Here is a 22,123-nt window from a genome sequence, read left to right as displayed (position 1 = left end):
AACCCGGCAGGTTGATGTCGTGCTTTCTATTGCAGGGGTGTCACCGCCATCACGACCGGTACGCTGGTGGACGTACCGTTGTTCGCCGTAGTACTCGAAACCGTAAGAGCTCCTGTGGAACCAATGGCATACACCTGGACCCCGGCCGTGCCATACCCCGCAGCAACGAGATATTTGCCACTGCTGTCCACCCCGATGGCACCAACCGTCGATGGACCAGCATAGGGAGACCCTGTCAATGGGGCAAGGATACCGGCGGTGGTAGCCGAAAAACCGGAAAGATTATTTGCCGTCAGGTTCGCAGTGTATACATTGCTTCCGTTGACCAGAATGGCACGATTGCCTGCCCCTGTATCGGAGTTGGCAGCCGTATTCGTAATCTCCTTATAAGAACCACCGTTCGATGCAACTTGATAGACCGCGACCGAGCCTGTTCGGGAAAGGTAGACTTGATCGTTTTCGTCGATAGCCACTCCAAAATCGCCAACAGTCGAAGTGGTAAAGGTAATCGGATTCGCGGTGATGGAGTCGATGACTTCGTTCGTAAGGGGAACAATCACATCCCCCGCCGTGCCGAGTGTCACCACCAGGAAATCGCCCGTGGGAGCGACCTTGATCGAAGCTCCGCTGGTACCTATAAGAGGCAGCGGAAAACCTGACGTCACGGCCGTGAGAGCACCGTTCGAGCCGATCGAATATTGGTCCAGACTTGTACCGACCGTAGAGAAATCAAGAACGTACAGATATTTGCTGTCAGGCGAGATATCCATGGCAGACGCATTGAGGGTCACTGCGGCTTGGGTGCCATTCACATTCGACAATGTGCCGGTTGAACCAATCGAATACGTGTAGACCGCTGTATTCACTGTGGACGAGACAAATAAGAAGGAATTGTTCGGCGTAATGGCCATGGCGGTCGGCTCATAGCCCAGGGAGATTGGGGAATTCGAAAGCGCCAGCGGCGCTCCGGTCGACACGTCAAAGACGCTGATGGAGCTCGTGCTCGACGTGCTGTTGGAGACATAGGCATAGTCTCCGCTCGTTGTTCCCGTCCCACCACCGGTGGACGTCGCCGGGCAACTCGGCTTCCCCTCGCATTGGAAGAAGTTGCCGCACCCCGTCAGGCCGAGTGCCGTGACTGCTCCCAGCAGGGCGACGATGAAACGAATTGAGGTTTGTCGAGAGGGGATGGCCATGCGTCGAGTCTCCATAACTGGTCGTTCTATGATTTTCTCAGGATTGCCTGGGGACAGTCAGAACCTGTTCCGGATACGGTCCCAGACGATGGCAATCATTCGTATAGAGAGTAGGACGCAATAGCGCCGCAACCGTTTCGCGGTTTCTTGCATATTGAAGCAACCGCATGCGTTTCTTCGGTGCGAAGCATCCTTGCGATGCCGTATCATCTAGCCTGTATGCCCAGTTTTTCCGACAGCATCTTCCTATTTATCCTCGCGCTTCTGCTCTTTGGGCCGAAGAAACTGCCTGTCCTGGCCCGAGAGATCGGCAAGTGGGTGGGTGAGTTCCGCCGTGCTTCCAACGAATTCAAGATGCAGATGGAAGAGGAGCTCCGCCAGTCCGAGCAGGCCGATCGTCAAAAACAGATCGCCGCCATGGAAGCCGCCGCGCCGGTCACGCCCGCGATAGCAGAGCCCGAGCATCCCCATCTGGCCATTCCCTCCGAGACCTCCTCCGAGGAGACTCACGCTGCGGTAACCCACGACGGAGAAACCGCCTCCACCGAGCACCTCGCCGAGACAACGGAGAGCCCGAAGCCCCTGCCCATTGCGACCTCCGGTGAGTTGAACATCATGCCTCCGTCCACCGGCCTGCCTGTACCGCAGACCAGGAATACCGATGCCCTCGGAGGCCTGCTGGAGTCGATCCCAGTCACCGAGGAACACCAGCCTCAATCCGAAACCCAGGCCACAGAGCCTGTAGCCGAGACGGTTTCACCTGAAATGCTTGAGTACGCCCGGGAGAGTGCGTCACATGGAGACTGATCTGATCGACCGCGCGCGCTCCGCCGTACAGGACCGGGCCGAACTTCCGGGCATGAGCCTGATGGAACACCTGGAAGAGCTACGTAAGCGCCTGATCTGGTCCGTCGGGTTTCTTCTCATTGGCTTTGCCGTGGCCTATGTCTTCCACGTCCGCCTCTACAACTACGTGCAGGCCCCGGTCACGAACCTGGGCCTCAAGCTCAACTTCACTCACCCCACGGACGGCCTCAACCTCTACATCAAAACGTCGTTCGTCGGCGGTGTGATCCTGGCTTCGCCCTTCATCCTGTACCAGATCTGGCTCTTCATCTCGCCCGGCATGTATGCCAACGAAAAGAAGTACGTCTGGCCTTTTATGTCGGCGACGGTCCTCCTCTTCCTCGCAGGAGCCTGGTTTGGCTATGTCTGGGTACTGCCCGAGGCCATCAAGGTACTCGTCCTGGACTTCGGCAAGCAGTTCCACCCCATCCTTACGATTGAGGACTATACGGGATTCTTCCTCGCGGTGATCCTCGGCCTGGGAATCACCTTCGAGCTGCCCATCCTGATCTTCTTTCTGGCGCTCTTCGGCATCGTCGACGCCAAGTTCCTGCTGAAGCACTTCCGCTATGCCGTGCTGGCGATCTTTCTCATTGCCGCGGTGATCTGCCCGACGCCGGACCCCATTGGCATGTGCCTCTTCGCATCGCCCATGCTCGCGCTGTACTTCATCGGCGTCGCCGTTGCATTCCTCGTCCATCCGGCGGCACGCGACAAGCGCAAACAGGCAAAGGGAGCCGCCTGATGAACTTTCGCTCAAGAGCCCTGCGTCAACTGACAGTTCTGCTCGCGCTCGCAGCCTACTGCGTGTCGATGCCATCAGCCAAAGCCCAGACACACGCCGTCTCCGGCCAGGCCATCTACAAGCTTACGCAGGAATATCTTGCAGCCGCGCCGAAGCGTTACATCGGCTCGCCCGGCCATGCCGCCGCGGAAAACTTCATCAAGCAGCACTTCAAGCCTGAGGCCGCCAAGGGCAACCTCGTCACCGACAACTTCTCCGCGAATACGCCCATCGGGCAGCTCAGCATGACGAACTACATCGTCAAGTTTCCCGGCAAGAAGGACGGTATCATCGTTCTCGCCACGCACTACGAGACCAACTACCCGCTCAAGGACATCAACTTCTTCGGAGCCAATGACGGCGCCTGCACCACGGCTCTGCTCATCGCGCTCGGCCAGTACTATCGCGAGCATCCGCCGCAAGGCTACTCCGTCTGGCTGGTCTTCGACGACGGCGAAGAAGCCATCAAGGAATGGTCCAGCTCCGACTCCCTCTACGGCACGCGCCACCTCGCCGCCAAGTGGTCGGGCGACGGTACCATCAGCCACATCAAGGCCTTCATTGTCGCCGACATGATCGGCTGGAAGAGCATGAACATCACCAGGGAGAGCAACTCGACCCCCTGGCTGCTCGACCTCCTGGCAAAGTCCGGCAAGGACACCGGCCACGTCAGCTATCTCTTCCGCGACTCTCAGGCGATCGAAGACGATCACCTGCCCTTCAAGCAGCGCGGCGTTCCAGTCCTCGACATCATTGACTACCAGTACGGAACCGCGCAGGACCCCGAGGCCTTTCACCACACAGAAAAGGACACCATCGACAAGATCAGTCCGGCAAGCCTGCAGGTCTCGGCCGATCTATTTCTGGACGTCGTCAAGCTCATCGATCAGCACTAAAGAAATAGCTCAGCACTAAAGAAGAGGATCACCTCTCACCTTGACACCTCTCTCCCACTGGATCTGGTTTCACGTCGCCATCGTCGCTCTCCTGGCACTTGAATACCTCCTGCACCTCGCGGTCCCCAACACCAAACGCAAGGCCATCTACGCGACCATCCTCTGGGTCGCCGCCGCGCTTTCGCTCGCAGCCGTTCTAGTGCGCTTCTATACCTCCGCCGGAGCGGTACAGTATCTGGCCGGCTACGCGATCGAAGAAGCGCTCTCCATCGATAACCTCTTCGTCTTCCTGCTGCTCTTTCGGCTCTTCCGCATTCCGGAGGTCCGTCAGCCACGCGTTCTCTTCTGGGGTGTCGCCGGAGCCATCGTCATGCGTGGCGCCTTTATCGCCGCGGGCCTCGGCCTGTTGCACCGCTTCCACTGGATCAGCTACGCCTTCGGCGCTATTCTCCTGTTCGGCGCCATCCGCCTGCTCCGCCCCGAAAACCCGAACGACGCCACCCAGACCCCCGGCTGGATTCGCTGGCTCTCCACGCTCTCCCCGATCAGCGAAAGCCAGGACCACTTCTTCGTCCGCCAGAACGGCCGCGTAATGGGCACCATCCTGCTGCTGGCGCTGGTCGCCGTCGAACTTACCGACATCGTCTTCGCCCTCGATTCCATCCCTGCGGTCCTGAGCATCACGCGCCAGCCCTTCCTCGCCTACACCTCAAACATCATGGCGGTCATGGGCCTTCGCTCGCTCTACGTACTACTCGCGGCGATGCTCGCCAAGCTGCGCTTTCTACACTTCGGACTCGCGGCTGTACTGGCCTTCGCGGCCATCAAGATGCTGCTTGGCGCCTGGATTGAGATCGGCCCCCTGGTATCGCTTGCGGTAATCGCAGGCCTGCTCAGCGTAACCATCGGAGCGTCTCTGCTCTTCACCCGCCCCGCGACACAACCAATCTCCTCTTAGCTCAATCCCTCATCGCTCTCTGCTCTACAAGATCCCCTCTCTCCCCCGCGTAAACCAAATCCGACGCGGCGCGATATCCTCATAAAGATGAGCAACAACACAAAGATTGCAGTACGCACAGCATCCTCCACCTACGAGGTCGAGATCGGCAGCGACCTGTTGCCCCATATCGGAGCCCGCGTCGACTCCCTGCTCAACGGCGGCCTGAGCGCTGGCAAGCAGCGCGTCTTCGTCGTCACCTCGCCGGAGATCTGGAAGCTGCACGGCGAACGCCTTGCGAGCGGTTTCCCCTTCGCCCCCGTACTTCTCAGTGTTCCCGCAGGCGAGCAGCATAAGCGCCTCGCCACAGTCGAACGCCTCGCCGAAGAGATGGCCCAGCACGGCGCGGACCGCGACAGCATCCTCCTGGCCTTCGGAGGTGGCGTCATCGGCGACATGACCGGCTTCCTCGCCGCGATGTACATGCGCGGCATTCGCTATGTGCAGGTGCCGACCACGCTGCTGGCACAGGTCGACAGCTCCATCGGCGGCAAGACCGGCGTCAATCTCGCCGCAGGTAAGAACCTCGCCGGCGCATTCCATCATCCGCTCGCGGTCTACGCCGATACCAGCATCCTCTCCTCTCTCCCCCCTGCTGAGTTGCGTGCAGGGCTGCAGGAGTCTGTGAAGGCGGGCATCATCCGCGACCGTGCCCTCTTCGACTTCCTGGACACCGAAAGCGCAGCCGTACTGCGTGGCGATCGCGACGCCCTGACCCGCGTCGTCGCTGACAGCGTGCGCGTCAAAGCCGATGTCGTCAGCGCGGACGAACGCGAGTTGGGCCTGCGCATGATTCTCAATCTCGGCCACACCCTCGGCCACGCCATCGAAGCCGCGACACAGTACAAACAACTACTGCACGGCGAGGCCATCGCCTGGGGCATGATTGCTGCCACTGGCATAGCGGCCCATCGCAACCTCATCACCGCTGACGAAGCGGCCCAGATAGAACGCGTCGTCCGGGCCTATGGCCCCCTGCGCAGCTTTACCACAAATGCCACGGAGCTCGTCGCACTGACAGCCAAGGACAAGAAGAACCGCAGTGGAGCACGCTCCTTCGTTCTGCCCCTTGGCATCGGAGACGCAACCGTCGTCCGCGACGTCAGCGAAGCCGAGCTGCTCGAAGCCGCCGCAGCGATGATGTCCGAAGTAAACAGCCTGCAGGTGACAGCTTGAGCCCCGTCGAGCACGAACAGGCGCTCGGCGCACGCCCCTCCGGTGAGGCCACCGAAACCGCAGCCGCCGAGCACGTCCGCGATATCTTCAACTCCATCGCGCCGAGCTACGATCTGCTCAACCATCTGCTCTCCATGGGCCTCGACCGCCGCTGGTGGCTGCGCGCCGCGCGCAGCTTTCGCGATATTCTCGCCAATCCGAAATCCCGAGTGCTCGACCTCTGCTGCGGCACCGGAGATATGACCGCAGCCCTGCTGACCCAGCGCCCCGCCAGCGGAGAGCCCGCCATCGGCCTCGACTTCTCCGCCGAGATGCTCAGCCGCGCACGCACCAAGTACGCCTCCGCCAATGTGGACTGGGTCGAAGGCGACGCGATGCACCTGCCCTACCCGGACAACAGCTTCGACCTCGTCACCTCCGCCTTCGGCTTTCGCAACCTGACGAACTACGCCGAAGGCCTCGCCGAGATCCACCGCGTCCTGCGCCCCGGAGGCCGCATCGGCATCCTGGAGTGCAACCAGCCGGACGGCCTCAGCGGTGCGGGCTATAACCTTTACTTCAAGCACGTCTTGCCCATCGTCGGCGGCATGATCTCCGGCGATCGCGCGGCCTATCGCTATCTTCCAGCTTCAGTCGCCCGCTTTCCCCGTCCCCCACAGATGCTGGCGCTCATGGCCTCCGCAGGCTTCGCGGATTCGGCGTGGGATGGCTACCTGCTGCGCGCGGCAGGGCTCTATCGCGGCACGAAACGATAGCGATACGTGTATCCTCAGGGCAATGCAAGGCGAGTCGACGGCAGAACTGGAACAACGTAGCGCAGCCAAAAGCGCGGCGGCCCTGTCGTCTCTGATGGCCGCGCTCGCCATCACGCTGTTGAAGCTCATTACCGGCGTTTTGACCGGTTCACTCGGCATGTTGAGCGAGGCCGCACACTCCGCCATCGACCTCATCGCCTCCGCCATCACGCTGATGACGGTACGCGTCTCAGATCGACCTGCGGACGAGCAGCACAACTACGGCCACGGCAAACTGGAAAACCTCTCCGCCGCGCTCGAGACCATCATCATGGTCGCCTCCTGCGTCTGGATCACCATCGAGGCCGTGCAGCGCATTCTGCATCACAAGCATCTCGAACTGCGCTGGTCCGTCTGGCCATTCCTCGTTCTAATGCTCTCCATGGCCGTGGACTTCACGCGCTCCCGCACCCTGCACCGCATCGCCGAAGAGCAACGCAGCGAAGCCCTGGAGGCCGACGCACTCCACTTCGGCACCGATCTCTGGTCGGCGGGAGCCGTCTTCCTGGGCCTGCTCGCCACATTCATTGGCGAGCAGTTGCATCTGCCCGGACTGGAATACGCCGACCCCATCGCAGCCCTCGCCGTGGCCGTCATCATTCTGTGCGTCACCTGGAAGCTGGCACGCCGGACCCTCGATTCCCTTCTGGATGCGACTCCGCCCGAAGCCCGCGAACAGATTCGCCACGACCTTATCCAGAACCTCGAAGCCACCGACGGAATCCTCTACGTCAAACGCGTTCGAGTGCGCCGCGGCGGATCGGATTACTTTGTCGACCTCACGCTGGGTCTACCGCGCAACCTCACCTTCCAGCGCGCCGAACAGATCGGCTTTGCCGCCACCACGGCCGTGCAGAAGCTGCTGCCGGGAGCCGATGTGGTCATCCACACGGTGCCGGTCGCGGCGCTACGCGAGAGCGTCTTCGACCGTGTCCGCGCCGTGGCCGCACGATCGAACCTCGCCATCCACGACGTCAGCGTGCAACAGTACGACGGCGCTCTGCACGTCGAGCAGCACCTCGAAGTACCTGAGACGATGTCTCTCCGCGAGGCCCACGACATTGCAACCCATCTCGAAGCCGAGATGCGCCGCGAGGTTCCTGGTATCGCCACGGTGTTGACTCACATCGAGAGCGAACCCGCCACGATCGCACACCCCGCCCAGATCGGAGCCACGGAAAATCTGACCAAACAGTTGCTGGCGACCGCCCTCATCTTTCCCGAGATTATCGACATCCACGAGATTACGGTCACGCGCGGCCACGGAGGCTCTGCGAGCAGTGTGCAGGTCAACTGCCACTGCACCCTCCCCGACGATCTGCCGATGTCTCGCGTGCATGAAGTCATCACCGAGTTCGAGAGCGAGTTCCGCCTCCACCATCCCCAGGTCTCCCGCGTGCTCATCCACCCGGAGCCGGCAACCGACAACCGCCGCTAGTCGCTTTGGCTTTGGCTGTTGCTTTTCTGGTTGTCATTCCGAGGCGTAGCCGAGCGAACCTGCTTCCTCCCGTTCTTTGCCAGTCCCAGCACAATCCGCCCCGCGACGCTAAAGCGTCACGGTTTGCGCTTCGCTTTTTTCGGATCATCACCACCCCAGGCATCGAGGCAGTACAAGACAAGAGGTTCTGCATCTATCTGTTCTGTATGCTGGGAATGCCATGAAGCAATACTTCCAACTGGCCCTTACTGCACTGTCGATGATCGCGGTAATCCTCATCTCCGCCGCGCTCACGCTGCGGATTGCGCTGCATGGGCACGAGTTGTCCGTACCGAACTTCTCCGGCATGACGGTCCCCGAAGCCAGTGACGCGGCCCTGCGCAGCGGACTCGACCTCACCATCGAGAACAGGTTTTACTCCACGACCGTCCCCGCCGGCCGCATGTTGTCGCAGGCCCCGGCTGCGGGCTCCCGCGTGCGCCGCGGCTGGCAGGTGCGCGTAACCGAGAGCCTGGGACCACAACAGGTCACCATCCCCGACGTGGCAGGCGAGCCTCTGCGGCAGGCCTCGATGGACATTCGCCGCATGTCGCTGGACCTCGGCACGATGGCCCACATCGACGCTCCGGGAGCCCCCGACGTCGTCCTCGCGCAGACGCCTCCGCCAAATGCAGGTGTCGATCAGCCGCGCGTCAGCCTGCTGCTCAGTTCCACGGCGAACGGTGCCTCCAGCGCGTTTGTGCTGCCCTCGTTCGTCGGCCTCAGCTACTCAGCCGCGAACCACGCCGCCGCCGCTCTCGGGTTGCGCGTCTGGTACATCGCGGACACACCTCCGGCTCCCGTCACACCCAAACCACCCCAGGCCGGAGGCATAAAGCTCGACGCCAACGGACAGGCCATCGCCATCTCTGCAACACCGGCAGCACCCGCAGTGCCGGCAGCCCCAGTAGGACCTGTTACAGGGCAAAAGCCCGAGTCAGGCTACCGCGTCAACCGGGGCGACGCTGTTCGCCTCATCTTCGGACATACGGTTACCCAGGGCGGAAATCAGCCAGGAAATTAAAGCCGCAAGTTAGCATTGCTCCAAACTGCAAACGCGGAGTACGTCGAGTCCACCAAGTTTGCGCAAAGTAAACTCTGCGCAAACTTAGCGCCCTTCGCGCACTCGGCGTTTGCAGTTTGGATCAACACAGCAGCCGCATCCCCCATACTCTGCCAGGAGGGTCTCCAACCTCCTGAAGACTGCCCACGTCTGAAAAACGAGACGCCTGGCTCCCTTTCCCTGGAACAAGATGAGATCTGGGCCAACCGCCTACGCAGAAATATTTGACTACAAGCTATGACGAATGCTACATAGGGTAGCAGGAATATTCCGGCCTTACCTTACGTAAGACCTCAACACCTGCTCTGTTCGTCGAACCTCCAAAACATCGGATTCGAGCCAACCCATACCCTGCCTGAGGATTCTTCATGCGTCGGATGCAACGGTTGCCCTCCCTTCGTTCAGCTATCGGGATCCTTATGCTGTTCTTCATGGCTCTTGTTCCCTGCACCGTCTCCGCGCAGGCGACAGGCGGGCTCCGCGGTTCGGTCCTCGATCCAAGCAGCGCTGTCATCCCTGGAGCCACGATCACTCTGACCAGGGGCAGCGAAGTCCGCAAGACCACCTCCGGTTCGGACGGTGCCTACACTCTTCGCGATCTGGAGCCTGGCAGCTACCGGATCGCGGTTACCGCTCCCGGATTCGTTCTCCCGCCCAACGCAATGGTCGCGATCGCATCGGGCCATACCAGGCAACTCAACCTCACCCTCTCCATCGCCGTCGAACAGGAGAACGTGCAGGTCAACGGGCAATCCTCCGGGGTCAGCGTCTCTCCCGATGAGAACGCCGGAGCCATCATCCTCAAAGGCGATGATCTCGACGCGCTCTCGGACGACCCGGATGAATTGCAAAATGAGCTGCAGGCGCTCGCCGGGCCGGCTGCTGGTCCCAATGGGGGGCAGATCTACATCGATGGCTTCACCGGGGGCCAGCTTCCTCCCAAATCGTCGATCCGGGAGATTCGGGTCAACCAGAACCCCTTCTCTGCGGAGTTCGACAGCATCGGCTATGGGCGGGTTGAAATCCTTACCAAACCCGGCTCGGACAAATTCGGCGGCCACGTCACGTCGCTTGCAACCGATTCCTCGCTCAACACGAACAACGCACTGGTTCCCGACACCCCCGAATATCACCTCTACTTTCTTCAAAGCGATGTCACAGGCCCACTCACCAGGCATTCTTCCTATTTCATCAGCATCTTCGGTATGCGGCGGCAGGTGCAAAACATCATCGATGCGACCAACCCATCGAACCTATCGACACAGCTTCTCGCGACCAATCCCAATCCGTCGTCCATCCTGGACATCAACCCGCGCATTGATTTCCAGCTAGGAGCGAACAATACCTTTTCCATCCGCGATGCGTTCCACCGCAACGTGGCCTCCGGCAACGGCGTGGGCAACCTGAACCTGGCAAGCCAGGCGCTCAATGCAATCAACTATGAGAACGCCTTGCAGATCAGCGACACGATCGTCGTCAATCCGCACCTTATCAACGAGACACATTTCCAGTGGCGGCGCATACGAAACAATCAGTACGCCGTCGTCACGACACCGACGCAAACGGTGCAAGGCGCATTTACCACCGGCGGCAACTACGCCGGCACCAATACGGATCACCAGGACGTAATGGAACTACAGAATTACTCCACGGCCACCGCGGGGAAACACACGATCCGCTTCGGCGCCCGGCTTCGCTCTTACCGCGACGCCAATGTGACAACCTCCGGTGAGAACGGTCAGTACAACTTCCAGAACACCTCGCAATACGAGGCCTGCCTTCCATCGCCCAACCCAGGCTGTGCCCCGGATCAGTACCAGGCGGTCGTCATCAGGAATCCGCTCGCACGCGCCCTGCTCTTTGACGCAGCCCTCTTCTATCAGGACGACTGGCGCGTCCAACCCGGACTCACCTTCAGCTATGGTGTGCGGTATGAGGGCCAGAATCGCATCCGCGATCACGCAGACTTTGCACCACGCCTCTCTGTAGCGTGGGCGCCGCACTTCGACAGCAAGAAGCCGCCCAGGACCGTCCTGCGTGCAGGTTACGGCTGGTTTTACACTCGCTTCACGATGCCGGGCCAGTTAGGTTCAGGTACGGGTACGCCCTACGTCATTCAGACCATTCACCAGAACGGAGTCAACCAACAGTCCTACGTCATCAACAATCTACAGCCGCAGCCCGGGGGCTACGACCTGGATGCTTCTCTTCCCGCGAGTACGCTACAGAGCTATCCCGGTTCGACGCCCGCCATCGATACGATAGACCCGCACTTTCATGCTGCCCTTAACATGCAGGGCGGCGTCGGCATCGACCGCACACTCTGGAAAAACACCACCGCCAACGTCACGTATCTCTTCACACGAGGCGTCCACCAGTATTTTACGAATGTCGTAACAGCGCCTGCATTCGACGTGGGCAGCTACACGATCACCGGCCCGCCGCCCACGGTCTACAACAATCAGTTCCAGTCCGGCGGTATCTTCAATGAAAGCCAGATCACCGCTACGTTCGGTACGCATTACAAAAAACTCGGCATCAACGCCAACTATGCCTTCAGCGATGCGAAGAGCGATACCTCCGGCGTCACGTACGTCCCTTCGGTTGCTCAAAATCCCGGGCTTGACTATGGGCGCGCCAGCTTCAGCATTCACAACCGGCTTTTCCTGCTTGCCACCTACACCGCGCCGCACGGCATCACCATCGCGCCGCTCCTCGCAGCGCAGTCCGGCACTCCCTACAACATCACCATCGGCGACGACCTGACCGGCAACAACCAATACAACGCCCGTCCCACCTATGGAACCTGCGGCATACCAGATGTCGTCTCGACGCCCTTCGGCTGCCTGGATGAGAACCCCGCCGGAAAAAATGAGAGGATGATCCCCTACAACCTTGGCACAGGCCCGGTAAACGTCGCCTTTCACATGCGTGTCAGCAAGAGCATCGGCATTGGTCCCCATATCAAGACACAGACCGGAGGCCCCAACATGCAGGCGGGCGGAGGAGCACTGAGCGGCAATCAGCAGCAGATCAAGCTCGACGCGAGCGTCCCACGGCGTTACAACCTGACCTTCATCGCCGGCGCACTCAACGTGTTCAACATCGATAATCGCGGAACCCCGAACGGGACCCTCAAGTCTCCGCTCTTTGGTCAATCCGTCACCCTCGCAAGCGGCCCCTTCGGCTCACCCGCACCAGGAAATCGAGTTGTCTTTCTGCAGGCGATCTTCAGCTTCTAGGGTGCGTCATCCAACTGACCTTGGAGTGAAATCGAACGGTGCAAACAGTTTGCGGCGGCACTGTTTCGTTAAGGGCATGGCTTCAGCCATGCCGCAAAAACGGCTCCGCAGGAGCCTACCTCTCTGCCGAAGGCCCGAGTGAAGCCCGCAGGGCGCAACGACTGAATTGCCTTCCTTGGTTGAGGCGAACCACTCCAACCATCGGAACGAATCTCCGCAGAGCGATCGAGAAGGAATGATTCAACGCGCTCCACCTGCCGAATCTTCCTCCGTACCCTCTACCCCCGCACAAAGACCGCCGCGAAGAAACCATCGCCCTCAAACCCCGCCCCCGGCAACGTCCGCAGAAACCCATCGCGCGTAAGCTTCGCAACGTTCGCCTCGGCAGCCAGAACTCCCTGCCCCTGCAACTTGGCAACCACCGGCTCTGCCGAGACGAGAGAGATGCCGATCTTCTCCTTAATCCCTTCAAAGACCACTTTCACCACCTGCTCATTCTCCTCCGGCTCCAGCGAGCAGGTGGAGTAGATAAGCCGCCCACCGGGCGCAAGCCGCAGAAGCGCCGCAGAGAGAATCGCTCTCTGCCGCTCCGCCTGTCGAGCCAGATCACTCGGACGCAAGTGATGCCGAATCTCAGGGTTCCGCGCCAGTGTTCCAGTACCGCTGCACGGCACATCGCAGAGGATCAGATCGAAGAGTCCCTCATCTTCAGAAAGAGTCGAAGCATCAGCCTCAACCGTGCGAACCTTTTTGCCGTGAGCGTCCCGCTGCAGTCGCTGCGCCAGCGCACGCAGCCGGTACGAACTGACATCCGTCGCCAGTAGCTCTGCCAGCGGATGGCGCTGTGCCAGCAACAGGGTTTTGCCGCCCGGAGCCGCACAGCAATCCCAGATGCGTTGCGCCCCGGAGACACTGGCAGCCGCAAGCTCGCCCACTAGCCGCGAGCCATCGTCGAGTCTCGGCTGGCTTCCACCTTCTTCGGTATCTTCCTGAGAAAAAAGGCTTCCATCCCTTGGCTCCTGCTGGTCGTACTCGCAGATGGCCAGCGCTGTGGCCCGGCCATAGTTCGTCACCCACCGCTCGGCAAGCCACGAAGGATGTCCCAGCCGCTCGGCAAATGCAGACGTCGACTCATGCAGACGCTGCCCCAGAGGCTTCGCTGCAGCCAGCTTACGAAGCACGGCGTTCACCATCCCCACGGCGTAAGGGTGTCCCGCCGCACGGGCAAGCTCGACACTCTCACTCAATGCCGCATGGGCCGGAATGCGATCCATATGCAGCAGTTGGAAAGCACCCAGCCGCAGAGCCGTCTGAACGGGCTGTGCCAGCGTCAGTTCAGGCCGCTGCAGCAAGGGCTTGATACGGGCATCGAGCGCGATCTGCCAGCGCAGCGTGCCCAGCACCAAAGCAGTGGTCAGATTCTTGTCCGCCTGCGAAAGCAGCGCCAAACCCGAGCCATACAAAAGATCATCGCTGTGGGCGCTACTGGTCGCCACACGTTCGAGAATCTCGAACGCCGCCAGGCGCGCCGGGGTAATGCTGGCAAGCGGCTTCTGGGTGGACTTTGCGGCTGGTCGTTGGGGAGGCCTCCCCTGAGTCCTTCCGCCCGGGCCTGGTCTGCGCGGGTCAGTCAAGGCGCTCACCCGCATGAAGCTGAAAGTCTCGCACGAAGTTTATCCCCGCAAGTCGCGGTTTCCCCTCAAGCTGCACCTCGTCGAGCACCAATAGCGTTCCCTCCGCCGCACCAACAAGCAGTTCACCCGTGGACCAATCGAGCTCCCCGGGAACCAATTTCAAATCCGCAGAGGAAGGATGCATGCGATGAACCAGGAAGCGCTTGCCATGCAATGTTGCATGGGCTCCCGGCCACGGATAGAACCCGCGCCAGCGGTTGTAAGCCTCCTGCGCCGTGCGGTGAGCGAGGTCGAGCTTCCCATCCTCCCGTGTCAGCAGAGGCGCAAGTGTGGCTTCATCGTGGTTCTGCGGCCTGCCCGCGAGCGTCCCCTTCGCCAGTCCGTCGAGCGTCTGGAGCACGACCTCAACCCCAACGTGCGAAAGCTGTGCGAAAAGTTCGACCGCCGTCGTGTCCGGCCCGATAGGGACTCGTTTTTCCAACAACATATCCCCTGTGTCGAGTCCGGCGTCGAGGCGCATCGTCGTCACCCCTGTCTCGGTCTCGCCCTTCGCGACTGCCCATTGGATCGGAGCCGCGCCCCGATACTTGGGTAGCAGAGATCCATGCAGGTTGATGTTGCCAAAACGCGGCAACTCCAGCATCCAGTTTGGAATGATGCGGCCATAAGCGACCACCAAAATGGCATCTGGCTGGATTCCTTCGAGTGTTCCACGAAGTTCCTGGTCAGATTTAATCCGCTCTGGCTGCAGCACGCGCAACCCGCGTTGGAGAGCCAGCCGCTTCACCGGCGGCACCTGTAACTCCATCTTGCGTCCGGCCGGCCGATCCGGCTGAGTAAGGACCAGCGCAACCTCGTGGCCCGCATCCAGAACGGCACGGAGCGTCGGGACAGCAAACTCCGGGGTACCGCAGAAAACCAGTTTCATTGCGTCTACCACTCACCGTTCTTCTGTAGCTTGCGAATGCGCCTGTGGACAAGGTCCCGTTTCAGGCGGCTGAGGTGCTCAATAAAGAGTATCCCGTGCAGATGATCAATCTCGTGCTGTAGAGCCCGAGCCAGCAATTCTTCACCCTCTACTTCAAAAAACTCGCCCTTTACATTCTGAGCGCGCACCTTAACCCTGGCTGCTCGACTCACCTTCTCGCGAATCTCCGGAAGGCTCAGGCAGCCCTCTTCTTCAACCTGCTTGCCCTCGCGCTCGATGATCTCAGGGTTGATGAGCGCCAATTTATCTTCAGGTCGCTCTTTGAAACTTACGTCTATCACTGTGATCTGCTTGGAGATGCCGATCTGCGGTGCCGCTAGGCCAATCCCCTGCGCAGCATACATGCTCTCAAACATCTCGTCGACAAGTTGCGCCAGTTCGGGTGTGAACTCGGTGACCTTCTCTCCCGGTTTGGAGAGGACAGGATCTGGATACTTCACAACCTCGTGGATCTTGTGCGGCTTGGAGTCTTTAGGACTCGGCTTGGCTTCGTTTTTACTCATCGATCAAAAGGCTCTTATCTGCTCGCAGTAGCTGCTGAAATTACGGTGAAGCTCACGGAGGCTGTCGCCTCCAAATTTTTCTATGACCAGCCGCGCCACCGCAAGCGCGACCATGGCCTCGGCAGCGACTCCGGCTGCCGGAACCACACATACATCAGAGCGCTCATAGGCGGCCTTGGTGGTCTCACGCGTCTCAAAGGAGACCGAAGCAAGAGGACGGCGCAGCGTCGAGATCGGCTTGAGGTACCCACGGACGACCAGGTCCTCACCGTTGGAGATACCGCCCTCGATACCGCCGGCATTATTATGCTCGCGGCTGAAGCGGGTAAACTTTCCGGCATCTTCCGATACGGGCTCAGCCTCATACGCAATCGCGTCGTGCACCTTGGAACCAGGCGACTGCGCCGCAGTCACTCCCCTGCCAAGCTCCACGGCCTTGACTGCCTGGAGACTCATCACGGCCTGGGCCAGCAGTCCGTCAAGACGCTCGTCCCAGTTAACGTGCGTTCCCACGCCCGGAGGCAGGCCATGAACGACGACCTCGAAGACCCCGCCGATCGTGTCACCCGTACGCAGAGCCTGGTCGACCTCAGCCTTCATGCGGGCCTCAGATTCCGGGTCGACGCAGGCCAGCAGGACATCTTCGCGCTGGGCGATCGCCGCAATCTCGGCAAAGCTGGCTTCGCGCGAGAGCTCCGCCGAGCCGACACGAACGACGTGGCTCGCAACCTCAACCCCAAGAGCTCGCAGCAGCAGCTTCGCAATCGCACCGCAGGCCACCCGTGCCGCCGACTCACGTGCCGAGGCGCGTTCCAGAATATAGCGCGCGTCTTTAAAGTCATACTTCAAAGCACCGGCAAGGTCCGCATGACCGGGCCGAGGACTGGCAACGGCCTTGTGCTTCTCCGCATCCCCCTCGCCCACCGGCAGAATCTCTTCCCAGTTCTTCCAGTCGCGATTCGCAAGCGTCATCGCGATAGGCGAGCCGATCGTCTTGCCATGGCGTACGCCGGAGAGGATGTGAGCGGTGTCACGCTCGATACGCATGCGGCCACCTCGACCATAGCCCTGCTGGCGGCGCCAGAGTTCGTGGTCGAGAAACTCCTGATCGACAGGAACACCCGCCGGAAGTCCGCTGATGAGGGCTACGAGGGATTCGCCGTGGCTTTCGCCGGCTGTTGAGAATCGAAGCATGGAGAGTTAATTATAACGAGCAGAAAGGCCTGATCCCCGGTCTGCCTGGCAGCCTTCTGTTTTTGGCTCCTTACGAGCCTCTGCGGCACGGTCATCGCAACCAGATATCATGGCTTCCATCCGCACCTTCCTACCCGAAAGGTAGCTCAATGTTTCGCAAGCTCGCTCTTCTGCTCTGCACGCTCTCCACCGTCGCCGCCTCAGCCCAGACCATCCAGATTCAGGTAGACCTCGATAAGCCTCTCGGAGCAGATAAGCCCATCACCAGCTGGTTCGGCTACGACGAATCGAACTACACCACCATGACCCATGGCCGGGAGCTGCTGCGCGAGCTGCATGACACCAGCCCGGTCCCCGTCTATATCCGCGCGCACCATCTCCTCACCTCCGGCGACGGCGTCCCCGAGCTCAAGTGGAGTTCCACCAACGTCTACACCCTGGACGCCAAGGGCCACCCCGTCTACAACTTCAAGATAATCGACGGTATCTTCGACGCCTACCAGCAGGCCGGCGTCCGTCCCATGGTCGAGCTCGGCTTCATGCCCGAAGCCTTGGCCAGCGGCCCCGCGCCCTACAAGGTCAGTTATCCCCGTACGCTCGACGGCAGTGTCCAGAGCCCGCCAAAGGATTACGCAGCCTGGGGCGAACTCTGCCGCACGCTCGCCGCTCACCTCGTCGCACGCTACGGCCGTGACCAGGCGGCGCAATGGTACTGGGAGGTCTGGAACGAACCCAACATCCCCTACTGGCACGGCACCCAGCAGGAGTACGACAAGCTCTACGACTTCGCCGTCGCCGGCGTCCGCGCGGCTCTGCCCGAAGCCCGCGTAGGCGGCCCGGCAACCACCAGCCCGCGCGACCCCAAGGCCGTGGCCTTCCTCAACGCCTTCCTGCAACACGTCGCGCACGACAAGAGCGCCGCCAACGGCCAGCCCATCCCGCTAGACTTCATCTCCTTCCACGCGAAAGGCGAGCCGAAGATCATCGACGGCCACGTCCGCATGGGCCTCGACAAAGAGCTGCGCGACGCCGACAAGGGCTTCGCCGCCATCGCCACCTACCCACAGTTCCGCAATCTCCCCATCATCCTCAGCGAAGCCGATCCCGAAGGCTGCGCCGCCTGCTCCGCCAAAGAGAATCCCTCCAACAATTACCGCAACGGAACGCTCTACCCGGCCTACACCGCCGCGGCGCTCAAGGGACTCTTCGACCTGCAGGACCGCCACCAGGTCAACCTGCTGGCCATGCTTAGCTGGTCCTTCGAGTTCGAAGGCAAGGACTACTTCCAGGGCTTCCGCACACTCGCCACCAACGGCATCGACAAACCCGTCATGAACGTCTTCCGCATGGCCAGCCTTATGAGCGGTCAGCGCGTCGCCACCACCAGCACCGGCCAGATCCCGCTCGATGACATCCTCAGCTCCGGCGTGCAGCACGCGCCTGACATCGATGCTCTAGCCACGCATGCGGACCGCAGCGCCGCCATCCTGCTCTGGAACTACCAGGACGACGACCTCCCCGCCGACGACGCCCCCACCTCCGTCACGGTGCACGGCATCCCCGCCGCTGTCCACCGCGTCCTGCTCCAGCACGATCGCATCGACGCCACTCACAGCAACGCGTACACCGCGTGGATGGCGATGGGCTCTCCCCAACAGCCCACACCCGCGCAATATGCACAGCTCAAGGCAGCAGGCCAGCTTCAGTCATTGACCTCACCCGAATGGCTTGACGTTTCCAACGGCAGCGTCATCATCCCCGTCACGCTGCCCCGGCAGGCCCTCTCGCTCTTGCGCTTGAGTTGGTAGCCACAAGCCTTAAGGCACTCCTCCGCCAACACTACACAGCGCGAAGCGCGTTCCCTGATGCTTCAGCATCAGGGAGACGGAGGGAGCCGTAGCCTTTAGGCTACGGAATTAGAGCTAGGCAAGAATTGGGCTTCAGCCCCGGGCTCTTTGTTCGCAGCCGAAAGAAAGCCCGGGCCTAAAGGCCACATATTTACCAGCCCCCTTATTCCGTAGCCTAAAGGCTACGGCTCCCTCCGCCCCGCGACGCTAAAGCATCACGGTTTGCGCTATTCAACGTGATACACATGCGTACCGCTGCCGATCTCTTCGGTCTTGCCCTTCGGCAGCGTAACGGTAGCGGTGGTGTTTGCCGGAATCGTGATGGTGAAGCGATGCCCGCTCTCCTGCCAGTCCGAGATGATGGTTCCATAGGCAGAGTCGTACTCAGTGTGGAGCTGCGGAAGCGCAGGATCGAAATGCGGGTGAATGGTCAGGTGATGATAGCCAGGTCCCGTAGCGTCTGTATCGATGCCGGCGGCGCGGCGATAGACCCAGGCCATCACAGACCCAAAGGCATAGTGGTTATAGGAGTTCATCCCAGGGTCGCCTGTATCGCCATTCCAGCGCTCCCACCACGTAGTAGCGCCCTTCTTCACCATGTAGCCCCATGAGGGATACGTGTCCGACAGAAGAAGTTTGAAGGCGAGATCGGAGCGGTCATTCTCGTCGAGCACAAACAACAGGAACGGAGTGCCGAGGAAGCCCGTTGTGAGATGGTTTCCGTGCGCCTCGATATCCTTCGTAAGCCGATCGATCATCCTCGCACGCAGCGCTGGCGGCGCAATCCCAGTAAAGATCGTAGCCAGGTACGCTGTCTGTGTATTGCCTTCGACACTGCCATCTTCCTTCACGAAAGCCGTACGGTAGGCAGCAGCGATGCGGTCATACTGCTGCTGGTATTTCTCAGCATCTGCCGTGCGGTGGAGTGCTGTAGCCATCTCCGCCATCTCGCGCGCAATCAGCGCCCAGTAGGCGGTACCGATGAGATCCCTGGGAGTGTTCTGGTCCGGCGCAAGCCAATCTGCATAGTTATTGCCGAGGGCCTTACGCCGGATGTAATCCGGGTTGTTGCTCAGAATGAAATCCATCCAGCGTTCCATCGCCGGCCAGGAGCGCTCCACAACAGTAGTGTCACCATACTGCAGCCATGCGGCATACGGAATGAAGACACCTGCATCGCCCCAGCCGGGCGCCCCGGGATTCGGCCCTAGAATATTGGGCGAAACATCCGTGAATGCCCCTGCAGCCGTCTGCGCGTCCGTTACATCGAGCATGAACTTGTGCGTGAAGGCATCGATGTCGAAGTTATAGGTGCCGGTGCGCCAGAAGACTCCGGCATCGCCCATCCAGCCGAGACGCTCATCCCGCTGCGGGCAGTCGGTGGGAATCGAAACAAAGTTACCTCTCTGTCCCCACGCGCCAAGCTCATTCATCTTGTTGAGAGTCTCGCTTGAACTGGTGAGCCGCACGGAGGGCTTCGCCGGAAGACTATTGAAGACAAGGCCGTCGATGGTAGCGAGAGTAGGCGGGGTTGGCGGGGCTGTCCCGACGTAGGAGAACTCAACGTAACGAAAGCCGTGGAAGGTGAAAGCAGGCGTCCAGGTCTCGTCACCATCACCGGAGAGAACATACGTATCCGTAGCATCGGCGTTGCGAAGGTTCTCTGTATAGATGCTCCCATCCGGATTGAGCCGCTCGGCATAGCGCAGACGCACCACCGTGCCACGTGGGCCACGAACGTGAATGCGAATATTGCCGACCATATTTTGCCCCATGTCATAGATGGTCGGATGAGCATCATTTGCGGGATCGAGCTTACGGGGATGCAGCGTGATCGTGGTGTTAACCAGCAGGTCCGGCTGTGCCGTGAGCACCATGCCGCTATCCGGCGGGGCTGCGGCAACAGCGGCCGTCCAGCGCATAGCGTCGAAGCTCGGCGCGCTCCAACCCTGCTGCGCGAGTCGCGCATCGTAGGACTCTCCGCCATAGATCTCGGAGAAAGTAATCGACGCGGAAGCGGTGAGCCAACTCGGGTCCGTGGCGATCGTCTGATGCGTGCCATTCGCGAGTGTCAGATCGAGCTGCGCGCGTAGAAGGTTAGGTCCTGGTGTGTAACGGAAGCCGCTCCACGTCATGGGCGAGCTATACCATCCGCCGCCAAGAACAACGCCGATTGCATTTGCGCCATGACTAAGCAACGACGTCACATCGTAGGTCTGGTAGAGCACGCGTTTATGGAAGTCCGTCCAGCCCGGCGCGAGCAGAGAGTTGGGCGCCACAGCTTTGCCGTTGATGAAGGCCTGGTAAGCACCCAACGCCGTAATACTCAGACGAGCCGTGCGAATGGACGAATCAACACTGAAGCTCTTACGCAGGAGTGAAGCATCCGTTGCAACACGGTCCGGCCCCGGCACAGCTCGCTGCCGGTCTGTGCCCAGGCCGAACGATTGAGAGAGCGCGCCTACCGTCTGTGCGCTTTGCCAGGCACTCTCAGGAGTCGCACGCGCCTGCCACTGGTCATTGGTGACGATGCGCTCCTCTTTGCCGTCTTCATGTGTGAGATGAATCGATGCGGCAAAGGCCGATGGTGCCGTCCTGGGCGGCTCGCCCGCCTGATGCGAGATCACGTCGACCTCAATCTCATTGTCGCCAGGGTGGAGCAGGAAGGCCATCTCTTCACGGTCAAAGGCGCCCCACTCATCGTGATGCCCTGTGACATGACCATTGACGCGAGCAACGAACTGCCCGCGTGCGAGCACATGAAGGCTCGCTGCGTTGGGCTTGTCCGTGAGATGCAGGTGATAAAGAAAGTGAGCCGGAGTAGCGGAGAGCACGTGCATCGGATCAGAATTCGCCAGCCAGATCCAGCGAATCGAGCCAAGCTCCTGCTCGTCGGCAGGGTCTTTACGCGTAATCCACTGCCCCTTCCAGTCGGCAGCACTCATAAGACCCGTCTCAAACCATGCCGGTGCGGACGTGGTCTCTTTGCCTTTGTTATCCCAGGTGCGAACCGTCCACACATACCGCTGCTGCGGCTTGAGCCCAGCGCCGGCGTAGGCAATATTCACCGACTCCGAAGATTTAATCCGTCCCGAATCCCAGGCGTCTGCTTTGCCAGGGCGAAGATTCTTTGCCTCTGTACTAACCAGAACTTCGTACGCCGACTGCGTCCAGTTCGTCGTCTTCGCATCGCTCTGCCAGGAGAACGTGGGATTCGGCGTATCGAGGCCAAGCGGGTTCTCAAGTGCGTTAGTGCGAAGATGAACCGGCTCGGCTTTGACACACGTTACCAGGATGAAAAGAGATAGAACGAGCTTTAGCATTGGGGTTGAGCTCTCCAGGTTTCAATTGGAAGATATCACCTATCGAAATAATGATAGGCCAGAGATCACGACTGCTGCTGCCCACATCATGCACCGCGAGTATGGGGAAAGAACGGAGGGCTTCTTTTTATACTTCATTTATTTAGTTGCAAACCTGTCTGCA

The 22,123-nt window shown here is 60.4% G+C and carries 16 protein-coding genes; 10 read left to right on the top strand and 6 right to left on the bottom strand.

Annotated features, from left to right (window positions below; all coding sequences use genetic code 11):
- Window positions 1-26 precede the first annotated feature (26 nt).
- On the bottom strand, window positions 27-1,196 hold the full coding sequence (locus HDF15_RS12585) for a beta-propeller fold lactonase family protein (RefSeq protein ID WP_184256044.1): 1,170 nt from the start codon (window positions 1,194-1,196) through the stop codon (window positions 27-29).
- Window positions 1,197-1,415: 219 nt separating this feature from the next.
- Here HDF15_RS12585 and HDF15_RS12580 point away from each other — a divergent pair, with 219 nt between their 5' ends.
- From HDF15_RS12580 to HDF15_RS12540, 9 genes are all read left to right on the top strand, one after another.
- A complete protein-coding gene (locus HDF15_RS12580) occupies window positions 1,416-2,003 on the top strand; it encodes a twin-arginine translocase TatA/TatE family subunit (protein WP_184256042.1) in 588 nt (195 codons plus the stop codon).
- Window positions 1,993-2,787, top strand: coding sequence for a twin-arginine translocase subunit TatC (tatC, locus tag HDF15_RS12575; RefSeq protein ID WP_014265236.1), 795 nt, complete (start codon window positions 1,993-1,995; stop codon window positions 2,785-2,787). The genes HDF15_RS12580 and tatC overlap by 11 nt, the downstream gene beginning before the upstream one ends.
- Window positions 2,787-3,722: a M28 family peptidase gene (locus tag HDF15_RS12570; protein WP_184256040.1), complete on the top strand. Its 936-nt coding sequence runs from the start codon at window positions 2,787-2,789 to the stop codon at window positions 3,720-3,722. Before tatC ends, HDF15_RS12570 begins: the two co-directional genes overlap by 1 nt.
- Window positions 3,723-3,762: 40 nt before the next feature.
- Complete coding sequence (locus HDF15_RS12565) at window positions 3,763-4,680, top strand: TerC/Alx family metal homeostasis membrane protein (protein WP_184256038.1); 918 nt, start codon at window positions 3,763-3,765, stop codon at window positions 4,678-4,680.
- 87 nt (window positions 4,681-4,767) lie between these two features.
- Window positions 4,768-5,895, top strand: coding sequence for a 3-dehydroquinate synthase (aroB, locus tag HDF15_RS12560; protein ID WP_184256036.1), 1,128 nt, complete (start codon window positions 4,768-4,770; stop codon window positions 5,893-5,895).
- Complete coding sequence (gene ubiE, locus HDF15_RS12555; protein ID WP_184256034.1) at window positions 5,892-6,650, top strand: bifunctional demethylmenaquinone methyltransferase/2-methoxy-6-polyprenyl-1,4-benzoquinol methylase UbiE; 759 nt, start codon at window positions 5,892-5,894, stop codon at window positions 6,648-6,650. The genes aroB and ubiE overlap by 4 nt, the downstream gene beginning before the upstream one ends.
- 22 nt (window positions 6,651-6,672) lie before the next feature.
- The gene (locus HDF15_RS12550; RefSeq protein ID WP_184256032.1) at window positions 6,673-8,127 is read left to right on the top strand and encodes a cation diffusion facilitator family transporter; all 1,455 of its coding nucleotides are present in this window, start codon (window positions 6,673-6,675) and stop codon (window positions 8,125-8,127) included.
- Window positions 8,128-8,347: 220 nt separating this feature from the next.
- Window positions 8,348-9,190: a PASTA domain-containing protein gene (locus HDF15_RS12545; RefSeq protein WP_184256030.1), complete on the top strand. Its 843-nt coding sequence runs from the start codon at window positions 8,348-8,350 to the stop codon at window positions 9,188-9,190.
- Between the two features lie 407 nt (window positions 9,191-9,597).
- Entirely contained in the window at window positions 9,598-12,471 is a 2,874-nt protein-coding gene (locus HDF15_RS12540) for a TonB-dependent receptor (RefSeq protein ID WP_184256028.1), read from the top strand.
- Window positions 12,472-12,749: 278 nt separating this feature from the next.
- On the opposite strand, the gene HDF15_RS12535 is transcribed toward HDF15_RS12540, so the two are convergent.
- Genes HDF15_RS12535 through aroC form a run of 4 tightly spaced genes read right to left on the bottom strand, consistent with a single transcriptional unit; the run spans window position 12,750 to window position 16,790 of the window.
- The gene (locus HDF15_RS12535) at window positions 12,750-14,114 is read right to left on the bottom strand and encodes a transcription antitermination factor NusB (protein WP_311733101.1); all 1,365 of its coding nucleotides are present in this window, start codon (window positions 14,112-14,114) and stop codon (window positions 12,750-12,752) included.
- The gene (fmt, locus tag HDF15_RS12530) at window positions 14,098-15,033 is read right to left on the bottom strand and encodes a methionyl-tRNA formyltransferase (protein ID WP_184256023.1); all 936 of its coding nucleotides are present in this window, start codon (window positions 15,031-15,033) and stop codon (window positions 14,098-14,100) included. The genes HDF15_RS12535 and fmt overlap by 17 nt, the downstream gene beginning before the upstream one ends.
- Window positions 15,034-15,038: 5 nt before the next feature.
- On the bottom strand, window positions 15,039-15,596 hold the full coding sequence (def, locus tag HDF15_RS12525; protein ID WP_014265225.1) for a peptide deformylase: 558 nt from the start codon (window positions 15,594-15,596) through the stop codon (window positions 15,039-15,041).
- A 3-nt stretch (window positions 15,597-15,599) separates the two neighbouring features.
- On the bottom strand, window positions 15,600-16,790 hold the full coding sequence (gene aroC / locus HDF15_RS12520; protein ID WP_014265224.1) for a chorismate synthase: 1,191 nt from the start codon (window positions 16,788-16,790) through the stop codon (window positions 15,600-15,602).
- Window positions 16,791-16,939: 149 nt separating this feature from the next.
- Here aroC and HDF15_RS12515 point away from each other — a divergent pair, with 149 nt between their 5' ends.
- Window positions 16,940-18,598 (top strand): GH39 family glycosyl hydrolase, encoded by a 1,659-nt coding sequence (locus HDF15_RS12515; RefSeq protein WP_184256021.1) that lies wholly within the window; start codon window positions 16,940-16,942, stop codon window positions 18,596-18,598.
- Window positions 18,599-18,864: 266 nt separating this feature from the next.
- Here the strand turns inward: HDF15_RS12515 and HDF15_RS12510 are convergent, their stop codons facing one another.
- A complete protein-coding gene (locus tag HDF15_RS12510; protein ID WP_184256019.1) occupies window positions 18,865-21,960 on the bottom strand; it encodes a family 78 glycoside hydrolase catalytic domain in 3,096 nt (1,031 codons plus the stop codon).
- Window positions 21,961-22,123: the final 163 nt, after the last annotated feature.

The sequence above is a fragment of the Granulicella mallensis genome, assembly GCF_014203225.1.
In the GTDB taxonomy this organism is placed as follows: domain Bacteria; phylum Acidobacteriota; class Terriglobia; order Terriglobales; family Acidobacteriaceae; genus Granulicella; species Granulicella mallensis_A.
Note: the sequence above shows the minus strand (reverse complement) of the source record. Positions and strands in the feature narration are given on the sequence as shown.